Source organism: Ruoffia tabacinasalis (assembly GCF_005864045.1).
Lineage (GTDB): Bacteria > Bacillota > Bacilli > Lactobacillales > Aerococcaceae > Ruoffia > Ruoffia tabacinasalis.
In genome coordinates this window covers 1-15,597 of the sequence record NZ_VBSP01000029.1, presented here as the reverse complement: position 1 = coordinate 15,597, position 15,597 = coordinate 1, and the positions used below count along the sequence as shown (strand labels likewise).

The 15,597-nt window shown below is 37.2% G+C and carries 16 protein-coding genes; 6 read left to right on the top strand and 10 right to left on the bottom strand.

Annotation, left to right across the window (positions count from 1 at the left end):
* Nucleotides 1–171: 171 nt before the first annotated feature.
* A complete protein-coding gene (locus FEZ33_RS08205; protein WP_138404925.1) occupies nt 172–1,341 on the bottom strand; it encodes an ABC transporter substrate-binding protein in 1,170 nt (389 codons plus the stop codon).
* A gap of 506 nt (nt 1,342–1,847) precedes the next feature.
* Between FEZ33_RS08205 and FEZ33_RS08200 the strand changes: the two genes are divergently transcribed.
* Complete coding sequence (locus FEZ33_RS08200) at nt 1,848–2,693, top strand: glycerophosphodiester phosphodiesterase family protein (RefSeq protein ID WP_138404924.1); 846 nt, start codon at nt 1,848–1,850, stop codon at nt 2,691–2,693.
* 44 nt (nt 2,694–2,737) lie between these two features.
* Here the strand turns inward: FEZ33_RS08200 and FEZ33_RS08195 are convergent, their stop codons facing one another.
* From FEZ33_RS08195 to FEZ33_RS08185, 3 genes are read right to left on the bottom strand one after another with little or no spacing between them, the layout of a single operon-like run.
* The gene (locus FEZ33_RS08195; protein ID WP_138404923.1) at nt 2,738–4,330 is read right to left on the bottom strand and encodes an ABC transporter permease; all 1,593 of its coding nucleotides are present in this window, start codon (nt 4,328–4,330) and stop codon (nt 2,738–2,740) included.
* A 3-nt stretch (nt 4,331–4,333) separates the two neighbouring features.
* On the bottom strand, nt 4,334–5,236 hold the full coding sequence (locus FEZ33_RS08190; RefSeq protein ID WP_138404922.1) for an ABC transporter ATP-binding protein: 903 nt from the start codon (nt 5,234–5,236) through the stop codon (nt 4,334–4,336).
* 10 nt (nt 5,237–5,246) lie between these two features.
* Nucleotides 5,247–5,918, bottom strand: coding sequence for a TetR/AcrR family transcriptional regulator (locus tag FEZ33_RS08185; RefSeq protein WP_138404921.1), 672 nt, complete (start codon nt 5,916–5,918; stop codon nt 5,247–5,249).
* A 319-nt stretch (nt 5,919–6,237) separates the two neighbouring features.
* Between FEZ33_RS08185 and FEZ33_RS08180 the strand changes: the two genes are divergently transcribed.
* A complete protein-coding gene (locus tag FEZ33_RS08180) occupies nt 6,238–7,197 on the top strand; it encodes a ZinT family metal-binding protein (protein WP_138404920.1) in 960 nt (319 codons plus the stop codon).
* Between the two features lie 45 nt (nt 7,198–7,242).
* Nucleotides 7,243–8,460 carry a metal ABC transporter solute-binding protein, Zn/Mn family gene (locus FEZ33_RS08175; protein ID WP_138404919.1) on the top strand — a complete coding sequence of 406 codons (1,218 nt, stop codon included), beginning with the start codon at nt 7,243–7,245 and terminating at the stop codon, nt 8,458–8,460.
* A gap of 573 nt (nt 8,461–9,033) precedes the next feature.
* On the opposite strand, the gene FEZ33_RS12475 is transcribed toward FEZ33_RS08175, so the two are convergent.
* The 3 genes from FEZ33_RS12475 to rpmG are packed head-to-tail and all read right to left on the bottom strand — an operon-like array spanning nt 9,034 to nt 9,605.
* Nucleotides 9,034–9,144, bottom strand: a complete 111-nt coding sequence (locus FEZ33_RS12475) for a putative metal homeostasis protein (protein ID WP_171031333.1) — start codon at nt 9,142–9,144, stop codon at nt 9,034–9,036.
* 23 nt (nt 9,145–9,167) lie between these two features.
* Nucleotides 9,168–9,437 (bottom strand): 30S ribosomal protein S14, encoded by a 270-nt coding sequence (rpsN, locus tag FEZ33_RS08170; RefSeq protein ID WP_138404918.1) that lies wholly within the window; start codon nt 9,435–9,437, stop codon nt 9,168–9,170.
* A 15-nt stretch (nt 9,438–9,452) separates the two neighbouring features.
* Complete coding sequence (gene rpmG / locus FEZ33_RS08165) at nt 9,453–9,605, bottom strand: 50S ribosomal protein L33 (RefSeq protein WP_138404917.1); 153 nt, start codon at nt 9,603–9,605, stop codon at nt 9,453–9,455.
* Nucleotides 9,606–9,806: 201 nt separating this feature from the next.
* Between rpmG and FEZ33_RS08160 the strand changes: the two genes are divergently transcribed.
* The gene (locus FEZ33_RS08160; protein WP_138404916.1) at nt 9,807–10,832 is read left to right on the top strand and encodes an alpha/beta hydrolase; all 1,026 of its coding nucleotides are present in this window, start codon (nt 9,807–9,809) and stop codon (nt 10,830–10,832) included.
* Between the two features lie 164 nt (nt 10,833–10,996).
* Nucleotides 10,997–12,325, top strand: coding sequence for an MATE family efflux transporter (locus FEZ33_RS08155; RefSeq protein WP_171031332.1), 1,329 nt, complete (start codon nt 10,997–10,999; stop codon nt 12,323–12,325).
* Nucleotides 12,326–12,367: 42 nt separating this feature from the next.
* Here the strand turns inward: FEZ33_RS08155 and FEZ33_RS08150 are convergent, their stop codons facing one another.
* The 3 genes from FEZ33_RS08150 to FEZ33_RS08140 form a co-directional block, all read right to left on the bottom strand.
* Nucleotides 12,368–12,964, bottom strand: a complete 597-nt coding sequence (locus FEZ33_RS08150) for a nitroreductase family protein (RefSeq protein ID WP_138404914.1) — start codon at nt 12,962–12,964, stop codon at nt 12,368–12,370.
* A 134-nt stretch (nt 12,965–13,098) separates the two neighbouring features.
* Entirely contained in the window at nt 13,099–13,575 is a 477-nt protein-coding gene (locus FEZ33_RS08145) for a hypothetical protein (protein WP_138404913.1), read from the bottom strand.
* A gap of 158 nt (nt 13,576–13,733) precedes the next feature.
* The gene (locus FEZ33_RS08140) at nt 13,734–14,453 is read right to left on the bottom strand and encodes a YebC/PmpR family DNA-binding transcriptional regulator (RefSeq protein WP_138404912.1); all 720 of its coding nucleotides are present in this window, start codon (nt 14,451–14,453) and stop codon (nt 13,734–13,736) included.
* A gap of 177 nt (nt 14,454–14,630) precedes the next feature.
* Between FEZ33_RS08140 and FEZ33_RS08135 the strand changes: the two genes are divergently transcribed.
* On the top strand, nt 14,631–15,479 hold the full coding sequence (locus tag FEZ33_RS08135) for an MsnO8 family LLM class oxidoreductase (RefSeq protein WP_138404911.1): 849 nt from the start codon (nt 14,631–14,633) through the stop codon (nt 15,477–15,479).
* The last annotated feature ends 118 nt before the right edge of the window (nt 15,480–15,597 follow it).

Below are 15,597 nucleotides of genomic sequence, written 5' to 3'. Positions count from 1 at the left end.
ACAGAAGCATTGGGGTTTCTCCTTAAATTTTAATGATTTCTAATGTAATTCAAAGATATCACATGGAATTTAAATGTGCAAGCATTATTAATGGACTTTATTCGTGCTATAGTTTTATGACAATAAAAAACGGAACTCACTAGAAGTAAGCTCCGTTTATCTGTCTATTTATTAGTTCCCATCAACTTCAAATACTTCAGCTACTTCTCCATCGATATAATGTAACATTGGGGCAGTTTCTACGGCATTATGGTATTCATCGTATTGGAATGCACCAGTGATTCCTTCAAACTGAATATTTTCCATTGATTCGCGAATTGCTTCAGGGTCATCTGTTCCGGCTTCTTCAATAGCTTGGAAGATTAAGTGGGCAGCGTCATAACTTAAAGCATCAAATGTGTCAGGTGATTCACCGTAACGTTCTTCGAATTTCGCAACATATTCTTGAGCGCCTGGGTTTTCACTACCAGTATGGAAGTGAGAGGTAATATATAAGTCTGTTGCATTTTGTGGGCCAGCAATTTCTAATAATGTATCACTTGCGAAGCCATGTCCACTTAGAATTGGTTGCATTAGACCCATTTCACGCGCTTGTCGAACAATGATTCCACCTTCACTAAAGAAACCAGGTATATATAAAACATCAAAATCAAGGGCAGCCAATGAAGTCAATAGACCCATAAAGTCTTGCTCGCCAGCGTTGTAGAAGAGTTCTTCAGTAATTGTCCCACCTAAAGCTTCGAATTCTGCTTTAAAAGGATCGGCTAAACCAACCGAATAATCATTGGATTGGTCAGTAATAACTGCTGCGTTTGTTGCACCTAATTCGTCCATAGCATATCTAGCAGCAGCTTTACCTTGGAAAGAATACGTAAAAGCTAAACGGAAGATATTGCTTATTACATCACCATTCTCATCGATTGTTAGATCATCAGACGTTCCAACTGGATACATTGTCGGTAACTGACTTTGAATGGCAGAAGGGCGTGATGCATAAATCATATCTGATGTTGCTGGGCCAAGAACTGCTGCTACATCTTCACCGGCTAGGCGAGTCGCAATGGATGTTGCTTCAGTTTTGTTCGAAGTATTGTCATAGTCAATAATTTCGATCATGCGGCCACCTAATAAACCGCCCGCTTCATTGATTTCTTCAGCAGCTAATGTCAGATTATCGATGATAGGTACACCGTAAGCTGATCCGTATCCAGAGAGTTCTAAATTCGCACCAATGCGAATTGGTTCCTCTTCTTGTGCGTTTGCAGTGGACATAGCAGGCGTTAAGCTAGCCCCTAAAGTAAGCATTGATAGTAATGTTAGTCCCATTTTTCTTAGTTTCATAATAATAATCCCCTTTTTTAAGTTTTAATAGAAAAATAAAAAGCCCTATTCTATCTTGCGGATAGAATAGGGCTTTTAAAAAGAAAATCCTATTCTGTCAACAAACACGAATAGGACTTGGCATATATTCGAATTTTTATCGAATAAGCTAAGTCCTGACAGCGTCGACGACGACGTTGTTTAATTTTGTATTTGTTAACAGAATCATTTAGTTTTCTCCTTGAATTTTAATTTTTCTAATGTGATACAAAGATAACACACGGAATTAAAATGTGCAAGCGTTATTAAATACTAGTTAATGAATATTATTAATATCATTAAGGAAAACATAGAAAAGGCATATCAATACCCTCAAGACGGTGTTATAATGACAAATGTAGGTAATCGATTACAATATGAGTATATTCGCAATGTATACCTTTTACAAACTGACAGGTATTTTTAGCCTTAATCGAAAATATAATTAAAAAAATAGTTAATAGAAAAATTAAAAGAAAGAGAATAAAATGAGTGAAAATATTATTAAACAAACCAAAGATGATAAAAAGTTCTTAATTATGGCCCACCGCGGATTCTGGGGTGGGAATGTAATTCAAAATACCCGTCAAGCTGCAATTACCGCTAAAAAAGCGGGAGCAGATATTATAGAGGTCGACGTATGTCGCTCAGCTGACGGCGTGTATTATTTATTTCATAAATTAGTCGTAAGAATGTTACTAGATGTTGATAAAGAGTTTGAAGAGATGACCTCTGAAGAGATTGATTCTTTAGTGTTACTCAATTCGAATGGACAAAAATCTGGCTACCGAGTAGAAAAGTTAGAAGACTTTCTAGATTGGCTTCCAATAAACTATATTGTAAATATAGATCGAACGTCAGATTACTGGGATGATGAAGCTCTTTTTGACATATTAATCAAATCAGGTAAGAAAGAATTATTATTCCTAAAAGCACCAGCTGAACCAAAGTCATTAGAGTTGTTAAACGAAGCGAATGTGAATATACCAATCGTTGCGATTGCCTACGAACAAGCTGACTTTGAACGAGTAAAGACTTATGAAAATATTCGATTAATTGGTGTTGATTTAAGAATTGATGATTTAAATCATCATTCATTGCTAGAAAGTAATTGGTTAAATAAACTGATTCACCAAGATATGATGATTATTGCCAATTCTGAACACCTTGGTAGAGAGTATAAACTATTCGATGTGCTGGACGATACAGCCGCAATTCTTTGTAGTGAAACTTATGTCTGGAGTATTATGAGAAAATACGGAGTCAACGTCATCAAGACCGATTGGCCTAATTTCGTGAATGATTACCGTAACCGTATTAGAGAAAGAAACTAGAAAAACCGCTAAAGTTGAAAAATGCTTTAGCGGTTTTTTTACTATTAATTTTTCAAATCACGGCGGTTATATCCAATGAAACCAAGCGCCGATAGTACAATAGCTACAACGATTATGACAAGTAGAGGGAACCCATCGAATTCCACTGGCGTATGGTAAAAGACAGATAAGTTATTTAACCATTCTGGAAATTCCATAAGTTCACCTAAATAACTCACGATGAAAGAGAATGTTAAGTAAAGCCAAATTAATTGCATGACTTTAGGAATAAAGCCGAGTATGAACGTTGCCAAGCTTAAAAGGAACCATATGCTAGGAACATATAACAAGGCCATTTCAACAAAAGTTACTAGAGATAAAGGTTCGTCCATCACAAGGCTGGCAGGGTAGTAAATACCTATCGCCATTAAAAGTTGCATAATTGCAATAAATACTAAACCGATACAATAATAGGTCAGTAACAACTTCGTGCGTGAAACAGAACGACTGTATATATTTTCCAATCGCCCAATATCTTCCTCATGCTTCAGGCTCGTGATCATCGTAACAGCCGGGATGCCAGTAAATAGCGACATAATCGCGAACAATAATCGTGTAAATTCTTCAGTTAAAGTAGCAGTGTCTAAATTTGGTAGAAAAGCTTGCAAAATATCCATGTCAGCAAAGTACATTTCAAGATCACCTAAGATCGCACCAAAAGCTGCTGCTATAAGGAAAATTCCTAAAGCCCATGAAATGAGTTTAACCTTTTCTTGACTCCAAACAAAACCTGGTAAAGTTTTTAAGAACCAAGAAGCATTTTTTCTACCTGGACGTTGCGGTAGTAATCCTTGAAAAATATCGCGACGACGATTTAATATAAAGCCAACGCCAATTAGAATTACTGATCCAACCGCTAATCCAATGATTGGCCACCATTCATTCGTCGCAAACACTTCAGTACGCACAGTCCAACCTAATGGTGAGAAAAGTGACAGAGTTTCATTACTAACGTCACCAACTGCACGAATAAGATATGAAAGAATGAGTACAGTGAAAGCAATCCCGCGAGTTCCACGTGTTGTCTCACTTAATTGAGCAGCGACAATGGTAGCTCCTGAAAAGAATAACCCAGTGGACCCAAGAACAGCTCCATACAATAATGAAGCCTCCCAAGTAAAATCTGCATTATCCATAACACCTAAACCGACCGCAATCACTATTGTTATGACTCCATTGAGTATAAGCATTAATAAAGTCGAAGCGGTAGTATAGGATAATTTTCCAACAGGTAATGATTGAACGAGCTCTAACCGTCCTTCTTCTTCATCCAACCGCGTTGTTGTGCTTACTAATAAAATGTTCATAACAGCCATGCCAATCGCTGTAAATAACAACATCTCTCCAGCAAAAGCAATCGCAGCCGTATAATCCGATGGTGACTGTGCAGGACCTAGCATTGCTGTCATGGCTGGGTTTTGCATTGTAATACCTAGGCCAACTAAGTCGCTTTGATTTTCATAAATCATCGGATAAACGTAAGCCACACTTATAGTTAGTCCAACGATCCCAACCAGCCAAAGAAATATATTTAGCCGATGCTGTCGAAATAATAAACTAAACATCCGGCCAGTCTCTTTAAAAAGCTGTGTGAGCATAAATTACTGACCTCCTTGCGGATTCTCATAATGATGTAGTAATAAATCTTCTAAAGTTGGCGGTTGGCTTTCTAACTTAACTAAATTAAAGTCTGAAAGATGTTGCATAATTGCATTAAGTCTCTGACTTTCAATCTGCATTTGATAATGATTATCGTCCATCTCCACCAAATCATGGATACCTTCTAATTGAGCCAAACCAGGCACTGGCATTTCAGTTTGAATCGTTAATTTACTTCGAGTTAAATGACGCAACTCATCGAGTGTGCCTGACTCGATAATTTGGCCCTTACGAATAATCGACACACTATCACACAGACGTTCCACTTCGGATAAGATATGACTCGATAGGAGCACACTTTTACCATTTTCCTTTGCTTCAAAGACGAGCTCTTGGAAAAGCCGTTCCATTAATGGATCCAATCCAGAAGTAGGCTCATCTAAGATATAAAAATCCACATCTGCTGCAAAAGCGGCGATTAAAACAACTTTCTGACGGTTTCCTTTTGAATAAGTTCGACTCTTCTTAGTCGGGTCAAGTTCAAAACGCTGAATTAAATCATCCAGACGAGTTTGGTTCACTGGACCTCCATGCATCTTCAGTAACAGATCAATGGTTTGACCCCCAGTGAGGTTTGGCCAAAGATTTGCGTCACCTGGGACATAGGCAATGCGTCTATGAATATCAACGGATTGTTTCCACGCATCTTGGTCAAATACTTTAACTTGCCCCGAATCTGCTTTTAACATACCTAGCAGAACTCGAATTGTCGTTGATTTACCAGCACCATTTGGCCCAATAAAGCCATGGACTTCACCTTTGTTAACATTTAAATTGACTTTATCTAAGGCTGTGAAATTTCCAAAGCTCTTCGTTAAATTTTTTACTTCAATGACTTTTGACATGTTGTCCTCCTTATTTAGAACCGTCAGTAACGTATGCTGGTTTATAATATACTGTCTTCAATAAATGAATGTAAGCAAAGAATTCATCGTAATGTGGTGTTAGGTCTGCTGAATTGATTTCTGTAAAATCCGTATCAGAAAATTGTGTCACAAGCTTATTCCGATAACCTTCTATTGACCAATAGATTAGATTCAACGCTTTCTCCGCATCAATATCCTCACGAAATTTAGTTAAATCAATGTCTTTATTTAATACTTTATCAACTTGCTTTTCAATCGCTAGTTTAGCTTGCGGTAAGCCTTCACATATAGTTGTGTAGCGGGATATATTTACAAAAATATGACCTAAAAAATCAAACGTATCTTTAAATCTAGGGTATTCTTGATTTTTTATTTCTGAAAAATGAATAATCCGCTCAAAAATATCCGTAATGTCATAATTTACCTTTTGAAAATACATGGTATCAATGCGTTCTAAAGATAATTCAATTAAATACTTAAACAAACCTTCTTTGTTATTGAAGTAATTAAACAAACTCCCCTTACTAATATTCGCTTCCTTAGCAATCCGGTTTGTTGAAGCGTCATCAAACCCTTTCTCAGCAAATTCTTTAAAAGCTGCACTTAGAATGCGTTCCTTCTTTGCATCATCAATTCGATTAAATTGCTGACTTTCAAACATATAGCACCTACTTTCTATAAATGACCACACTGGTCAACTTATTTGAATTCTAGCATTATTGACCAGGGTGGTCAATTACATTTATTTCTAAAGCGAATAAATTTGATAATTTTAACGAAAATATTTTAGTTTTATCAATTTGTATCATTAGAATAGTTCGATTTAATCGCTTTAATATAGATAGTTAAATATTATACAAGTAGGATCATATGAATAAATTTTCATTCAATATTATAGAAAAATATCTTGACACATAGGTAAATAAAATATAGAGTCTAAACAGTAATTATTACTATTTACAGAAAAGGTGGAATGAGAAATGAAAAAAGTATTATTGATTTCGTTGGCAAGCATAACTTTGGTGGCAATAGCGCCCGGGGGAGAAGCAATGGTTACAGCACAGGAAAGTCAAGTAACAGAGAGCCAAGAAAAAGCAACGTCGATCTCTATTGAAGGATTGGCGGAACATTATCATACGGGGGATGAGATTGAGTTAGTTGCTTCAATTGAGGGAGAGACTGAAGGGTCATGGCAATGGTATATCAAGGACAGTGAAGCATCGGAGTGGGAACCCGTAGCGGGTTTAACAAGTCAGATATTTTCAAGAGAGGCTACGACTAATGGTTTACAAATTAAAGCTGCATTACTAGAAAGTAATGGAGATTTAATTGAAGATTCAGAAGTGGTCGAAGTTGTTATTGATGACCACCATAGTGGGGATGAAGATGGGAATGGGGAACGAATTTATAATGGATTCTTCTATAATGATGAGATAGCTGATCGTGACTTATCTGATTGGGAAGGCGATTGGCAATCGGTCTATCCTTATCTTGAGTCAGGGGATTTGGATGAAGTTTTTGAATCTAAAGCTAGCGAGAACGACACAATGACAGCTCAAGCATACAAAGAATATTACACGACAGGTTATGAAACTGATTTGAATCGAATTGTTATTAATGATGATACGTTTACATTCTATTATGAAGATGAAAATGAAGTAAGTGCCCAATATGAATATGATGGTTATGAAGTTTTAACTTATGATCGTGGTAATCGAGGAGTGCGTTTTATCTTCAAAAAAGTAGATGGCCAAGCAGCGGATATGCCAGAGTTTATTCAATTTAGTGACCATAGTATTTCTCCGACAGATTCCGCTCATTTTCATTTATATTGGGGGGATAATCGTGATGAATTACTAGAGGAGGTTGATCACTGGCCAACATACTATCCTTCTGAACTAGATGCTTCAGGCTTAGTCCACGATATGTTAGCCCACTAAGAGTGCACTTTGTACTGCAGTCCTATTTAGAAAAGGAGATTGTGTATGATATTAAAAAAATATAGCAAACACTTGATGGTGATGTTTATTAGCATGTTAATCGTAAATAACCTAGGGATGTCGAAGGTTGCATTTGCTAATGAATCTGAAGAAGAAAAAATAACTGTTGTTACTTCATTTTATCCAATGTATGAATTTGTTAAACAAGTTGGAGGTGATCGAATTAACGTCAGTCAATTGGTGACAGACAATGCGAGTCCTCATGGCTATGAACCAAGTGTCTATAATATTGTGGCAGTTAATAATGCAGATGTATTTGTTTATAGTAGTGACACAATGGAACATTGGGTTGAATCACTACTTAACAATTTTGACAAAGAAGAGCTTGTAATTGTCCAAGCGAGTGGAAATGGAACAGAACAGCATCATAATCATTCAGAGCAAAATCTCACTGAAGCAGAAGAGGAAGGTTATGAGGCAATGGGTGTGGAAATTATCGGCTTATCCGATCATTATCATACTGGCGATGTGATAACACTGCAAGCTAACTCAACGGAAGCCGTGACGGAATGGCGATGGCAAGTAAACTATCCAGGGGAAGACTGGCAGAGAGTAGAAGATCAAACGACGGAACTGTTTGAATATGAAGCATCTAATTCCAGCTTTTCGGTTCAAGCATTAGGAATGAATAATGATGGTGAAGTACTCATCAAATCAGAAATTTTAAACGTACATATTGATAACCACGATGAGCTGGACCCTCATAGTTGGTTAGACCCTGTCTTAGCAATCGATCAAGTAAATAGAATTCAAGAAGCCTTGATACAAGCAGATCCTGAAGGAGAAAGTGAATATAGAGCGAACGCTGAAGCTTTCAACCAGAAATTACAAACTTTACATGAGGATTATGAGCAAGCTTTTGCTGATGCAAAGAATCGATCATTCGTTGTTCAACACGAAGCGTTCGGTTACTTAGCCGATCGCTATCAACTTGAGCAAATATCTGTTGGTGGATTATCAACTGAGGTCGAGCCAAGCCCAGCACGGATTGGTGAGATTGCAAAAATAATTGACGAAATTGATGCTTCAATCATCTACTACCAACAAGGAGGAAATACTTCTATCGCTCAGACGATTGCTTTGGAAACCGGAGTAGAGATCGTTCAATTATACGATTTAGAAGTAGCTCCTCAAGACCAGGACTTAGGCTATATTGAAGCTATGCAGGAAAATCTAAAAGCATTGAAGTTAAGTATTCAGTAGAAGACTAATCGAAATATAGATAGCTTCATGATACGGCTCAGTTTAAGAAAAAACGATAAAGTATTTTCCTTATTAGGAGGAATAGTCTAACGGGACCTGTCATGAGATGACCAGTCCCGTTAGTCGTTTAATTTCCCCTGTCATGAGATGACCAGTCCCGTTAGCTGTTCAATTTCCCTTGTCATGAGATGACCAGTCCCGTTAGTCGTTTAATTTCCCCTGTCATGCGATGACCAGTCCCGTTAGCTGTTCAATTTCCCTTGTCATGCGATGACCAGTCCCGTTAGTCGTTTAATTTCCCCTGTCATGCGATGACCAGTCCTGTTAGCGGTTTAATTTCCCCTGTCATGCGATGACCCGTCCCGTTAGCTGTTCAATTTCCCTTGTCATGAGATGACAAATCCCGTTAGCTGACCAATTTCCCTTGTCGTGAGGTTTCATATAATACTCAGTTCAAATTAGATAGATTTATAATCACCCCTTAAATTCATTCACGAATTTAGGGGGTATTTATATAGGGAAAATCAAAAAAACACCTCATAAACCAATCGGTCTACAAGGTGTATCACAACTTTAATTCTTTTTACGTTTTGCTTCTTTAATTAATTTTAACGCGCGTTTGCGAGTTTTGATATTTGGACTTTTTAAGTGACGATAAGCACTTGATGCATTCATTGCTCCCATGGATATTTGCTCCTTTACTTCAATTACCAGCTGGCTTTATGAACACCCGGGATTTGCCCTAGATGTGCATATTTTCTAAAGTTAACTCGTGACATTCCGAATTTTCGCATGTAGCCTCGTGGACGGCCATCGATTTTATCGCGCAGTTTTAAGCGGTTAGGGTTTGAATCAATGGGTAATTTACTTAAACCTTCATAGTCTCCCGCAGCTTTTAACTCACGACGTAAGTCTGCATATTGTTCTACTAGTGCGATTTGTTTTTCGTATTTTGCTTGTTTAGATTTTTTAGCCAAGTATGTAAATCCTCCTTATTTTTTAACTTCAGTGAATAAAGTACGACGTCTTAATTTTGGTGAATACTTCATTAATTCTAGTCGATCCGGGTTATTACGGCGATTTTTCGTTGTTAAGTATAAACGCTCGCCAGTTTCTTTGCTTTCCATTAAAATATTAATACGCATTTTGAACTCCTTTTATTTAAAATTACAAACAGTAATGATTACTATTTAATAATAATATCAGGATTGGTCAAAGATGTCAATTAAAAATCCAATCCTATTAGAAAAACATGTTCTCTATAGCATTTCCTCAAACGAATAAATCGTATCGAATGCAACTTGGGATAAAGTGCAGTACAATAAAATTACAAGGAGGCGAAGATTATGAAAATAACGACAGATATGCTCCATCCAGAATTACGTCAAGTAGGAAAATGGATTCGTCGTTTACAACCTAAGATGAATCAACGAAAAATGAAAAAGTTAGGGCGCTTTTCTCAAAAAGCTTTATATGGTAAATACTCAGGACCCAATCGCTTAACAGAAGTGTGGATTCCACGTAAAGACGGATCATTGCTTCGATTATGCGTCTTTCGACCCCGTGAACGAATGTCATCAGATAAAGAAATCTTTCTAAATCATTCAGGTAAACAATGGGATGCTTCAATTGATAAAGCACCCGGGCTACTCTGGCTTCATGGGGGTGGCTACTCACTAGGTGCACCGGAGCAGGATGCAAGTCTTATTGATGACTTTATTAGAGTAAGCGGATCTGTTGTCGTTGCACCCGATTACACACTATCTGGCGATGCACCTTATCCTGCGGCATTAGAAGATGCTTACTTATCTTTACAATGGTTAAAAGATCTTGCATCAGAGTACGGTGTCCGGTCTGATCAACTATTTATTGGTGGTGATAGTGCGGGTGGCGGACTCACTGCAGCTCTATCACTTTTAGCAAGGGACCGCGGGGAAGTGAATATTGCCTTTCAAATCCCTTTATACCCTATGTTAGATGCAAGTAGACAGACTGCTTCAGCGCAAATAGAGAATAGCCCAGTATGGAACAGCCAATATAATGAAGTTGCTTGGAAGATGTATTTAGGTCCTGATTACCAAGCAGAAAACCTACCTATCTACGCTTCACCAGCACAAGCGACAGATTATTCAAATTTACCGCCAACTTATACACATGTTGGAACAATGGAGCCTTTCTTCGATGAAACAGTCAGCTATATTAGTCATTTACTTGAGGCTGGCGTGCCAGTGCATTTTAAATTATTTGAAGGGGCGTATCATGCCTTTGATATCATTCAACCAAATACGCCAATTGCGAAAGAAGCGCGAGCTCATTTACTTGCGACATTCAAATACGCTGTCGATTATTACTTTTCAAAACAACCCAATTAAAAAATCCGGAGAGGTTTGACTTTAAAATAATAAGTTGCTACAATGCTTGTAATTAAAGCAAAGCAATTATTTTATCACCGGATGAAATAGTAGGCTCTTTTCCTTTTGTGTAGGTCTTAGAAACAAAAGGGAGGGAGTCTTTTTTATTTGAGGAGGAAATGAATTTGGTAGGTCTGAGTAATCAAGCGTCAAGGACGCGAAAGCAGTTTATGCAATATGTATCCTTAGCGATGTTAAGTATGATGGGACAATCGCTGTTTATCTTTGCGGATACATTCTTTATCGCAAATGGTGTCGGTTCACGGGGTATAGCAGCTTTAAATATTGTATTACCAATGGTTAATGTATTTAATGGGATTGGTTGGATGTTTGGAATTGGTGGGGCAACTTTATTTGCGATTGCCCTTGGTAAGAAGCAATTTGCTGATGCGAACCGTTTATTTAATATGACATTTATGTTTACAATTAGTGCTGCAATTGCATTTGCGGCGATGACGAGTCTATTCTCGGAACCCATTTTGCGATTTTTAGGTGCGAATGAAGGGACTTATTCTCTAGCGAAAAGCTATTATGATATATTGATGTTCTTTTCACCGCTGTTTATGGTCAATTTTGTCTTTATTTCATTTTTAAGAAATGATAATAATCCACGTCTTGCGATGATTGCGATGCTAACTGGAGGGCTAGTGAATATCGTATTAGACTATATCTTTATATTCCCTTTACAAATGGAGTTAAAAGGAGCGGCAATTGCGACGGTATTCTCACCAATAACGTCGATTTTAGTAGCAACTTTACATTGGCACAGGATTGATCATCACTTGCACTTTAATAAAGTAAGTATGCAAATTAAGAAACTTAAAGACATTGTGAGTCTAGGCTTTTCTTCATTCTTTAACGAGTTTTCTTCGGCCGTCGTGATGTTTTTATTCAATATTGTCTTATTAAGATTGGTTGGAAATATTGCTGTATCAGCCTATGCAATTATTGCCAACATTAATATTATAGTAATTGCTTTATTTACAGGCTTAGGTCAAGGTTTTCAACCACTAGCAAGTAAGTTCTTAGGGCAAGGAAATTCGAAAGAATTAAAACATGTGTTAAAACTTGCGCTCATTGCGGCGGTATTCCTTAGTTTAATTATTTTTGGGATAGGTTTCTTTTTCCCAGACGGGTTAGTAGCAATTTTTAATAGTGAACAAAATCAAGAGATGGCACTGATTGCGCTTCAAGGGATTCCATTATACTTTATGTCATTCTTATTTACGGGAATGAATTTTGTTGTGATTTATTATTTGGCAGCGATCAATCAAGCGAGATCTTCGCTTATCTTATCGGCACTGCGTGGTTTTATTTTAATCATTCCGGTGCTACTTGTGATGGCCTTGTGGTTTGACCTCATCGGTGTGTGGCTCACGATGATGATTGTTGAAGTTATGACATTTATATTCGCATTATATATTTTACGTAAGTCACTCAGCAGACTAGCGTAAGTAAAACCCCCATCAACCGAATGATGGGGGTTTAATGTTAAACTATTTAATTAATTGAACTTGTACTTCTGAATCGATATATTCTTTATCGCCAGCACCTTGTTCAACTGAACCAAATGGCATTTGTGCTACTAATTCAAATGATTCTGGTAGGTTGAACATTTCACGGATTGCTTTATCGAATCCTTGTTCGTAGCCTACGTTAAAGTGTTGTAGTGATCCACCTAAGTTCATTTCAGCTAATGCTAACCAAGTAGCGTATTGTGAGTTAGCTGAGTTGTTTTGTTTGTAAGCTTCAGTACGTTGACCTTGAGTAGGCATTTTAGCTACTGCATCGCGGTCTTCGAAGAATAATACTGTACCGATACCGTTTTTAGCCCCTTCCATAATTGGTGACATGAAGTCCCAAGTTGCTTGGTCTAAAACTTCTTTTTGAACATCTAAGATTAAGTTCCAAAGTTTAGTGTTTGCTTCACCAGTTAAAACAACTAAACGTGATGTTTGGCTGTTGAAAGCTGAAGGAACATCTTTTTGAGTTTCACGGATTGTAGCTACGATGTCTTCGATTGAATACTCGCTGTTTGTACCTAAAGCGTAGATTGAGCGACGGTTTTTGATTACATGTTTAAATTCTGCCATAATAAATAAATTCTCCTCTATTTCTAAATAATTAACTTACTTTTTATATTATAAAGGGTGTTTGAATGAATGTAAACCTCTAATTCGAGATAATAGACACAAAGGCGAAATTGTCGATTAGTTCGTAAATTTTATTACGTAATGAGGGGAATATTTGGATAATGTTCCCTGATTAATTCTAGAACTTTCTTAGTCCACATGTTTTTATTCGTAATATTCATAATCATCGCACCATCTTCACCTTCGATGACGATTTCTTCAGTATGATCATTTCCGCGTTTTCTTCGAATAAAGCGAGAACGATAGACAAAACGATGAATACGACTAACATCATAAGTCTCCTTGTGATATTGAATTGTATCCTCACTAGCCGTGATATACGTTGCGTTGACGATTGAATAAATCGAGTAACCCAAAAGAATGAGTCCAATAATTAAAAAAATCAGGGGTATAAACGCAATGATGCTTAACTGATTATCAAAGTCGTCTTGGCCGAGCATCGGGAAAAGGATAAAGGAAAATGTGGCTCCATACCAAGTAAAGACTAAGCCGATGATTAAGAAAATAGCTGTGGCTAATTTCCCTCTTTTGATTTTAAAGTAAGTTTCCATTATGAGCACCTCTTTCAAATAGCTTTATTAAAGTATAAAGCTAATCGAAGTAGACTGCTATTGATATGGATAAATGTGCAATTATTCATTTAAAATGAGTAAAGAAATAGGCCAGCAACATGCATACGCAACTCACTGGCCTAATGATTTAAAAATTATTAATACTCTGCGTTATGATAAACATCAGTGACATCATCGTCATCTTCAATAATATCGATCATAGCTTCAAATTCTTCTACAAGTGCCTCATCAAGTGGCACAGAAATATTTGGTTTCATCGTTAATTCAGATTGAGCTAATGTGTAGTTTTCAGCTAAAGCATCACGAACAGCAGTAAAATCAGTTGGAGCCGTGTAAACTTCCACAACGTCATCTGACAGCTCCATATCTTCCGCGCCAGCTTCAAGAATATTCATCATTAATGTATCTTCGTCATCTTCTAATCCTTCACGTTCAATCGCAATATACCCCTTACGTTCAAACTGGAAAGCAACAGAACCTTTCTCACCTAAGTTACCACCATTATGATTAAAAGCCGTACGGATATTTGTTCCTGTACGGTTATGGTTATCAGTTAGTCCATAAACTAAGACACCAATCCCGCCCGGTCCGTAACCTTCATAAACAACTTCATCATAATTAGCACCATCAGCCGAATCGGTTGCACGTTTAATTGCACGTTCAACGTTATCGTTTGGCATATTCGCACTTTTTGCTTTATCAAGTACGAGACGCAGTGACGGATTCATATCCGGATCGCCACCATTTTTTGCAGCGACATAAATTTCACGGGATAGCTTTTGGAAGATTTTCCCTTTTTTAGAATCTTGTGCATTTTTTCGTTTTTGTATATTTTTCCATTTTGAATGCCCAGCCATCTAATCACTCCTTTTGTTAGTATCATCTAAGTAATCATATAATGAAACCACTTAATTGTAAAATAACTACTAGGACAAAGCAGTATTCCCTTAAATTTAAAGCATATAGCAATCTTTTTCTCTATTCACTTGTTACAATGAAGATAAGAATATTCAATATGAGAGGACGATTTATATATGGAATTAGGCGTACACGATTTAGTAACATTAAATGACGGAGAAACCCCTGAGGCAGCATTTGAGCGAACAAAGCGCTTTGTTCAAGAGATAGAAAAGTTAAATTACAAACGCTATTGGTTTGCAGAGCATCATAACTCACCGACCCACGCAAGCTCATCACCAGAATTATTAGCAGCTTATATGTCTGCGGTGACATCAAAAATCCGCTTAGGTACGGGTGGAACAATGATTATGCACTACTCACCATTGAAAATAGCAGAAAACTTCAAAACTTTAACAGCATTAGCTCCCGACCGCATTGATATTGGACTTGGACGTGCACCCGGAAGTGGACCGAATGAAATTGTTGCACTGGCACAAGGAAAGCCTAACTCTTTCGATGATCAATACGATAAGATTGAAATCATTCTGGATTACTTATCAGACCAACAGGCAGATGGCTATTATGGAAGAACGAACGCGATGCCACAAGGAACATTGACTTTAACACAACCATGGATGTTAGGATCTTCTGGTCAATCTGCAAGTAAAGCGGGAGAAATGGGCTTAGGCTATAGTTTTGCGAAATTCTTTGGTTTAGAAACAGACCCTGAAGTATTCAAACAATACCGCAATGAATTTCAAGCTAGCCGTTTCTTTGAAAAACCATCTGTGATGGTCAGTTACTTAATTGTCGTGGCTGATACACAAGAAGAAGCTGATTACTTGGCTAAACCTATGGAACTATCACAATTGGCCTTGTCACGCGGACGTATGATTAAAAATGTCAGTCCCGAAGAGCTGAAAGATTATAAATATTCTGAACAAGAATTAAATTACTTAAATAATCATTATGATCCTGAATAATTCATAGTTTTTCTAAAAATGTCAATTAATGTTGTGATTATAGTACTTGTAGTAAATTGCTTCATCACCCGTTAGGTGATGCAAAAAGAACCCCTTTCTGATATGGTTAATTCACAAC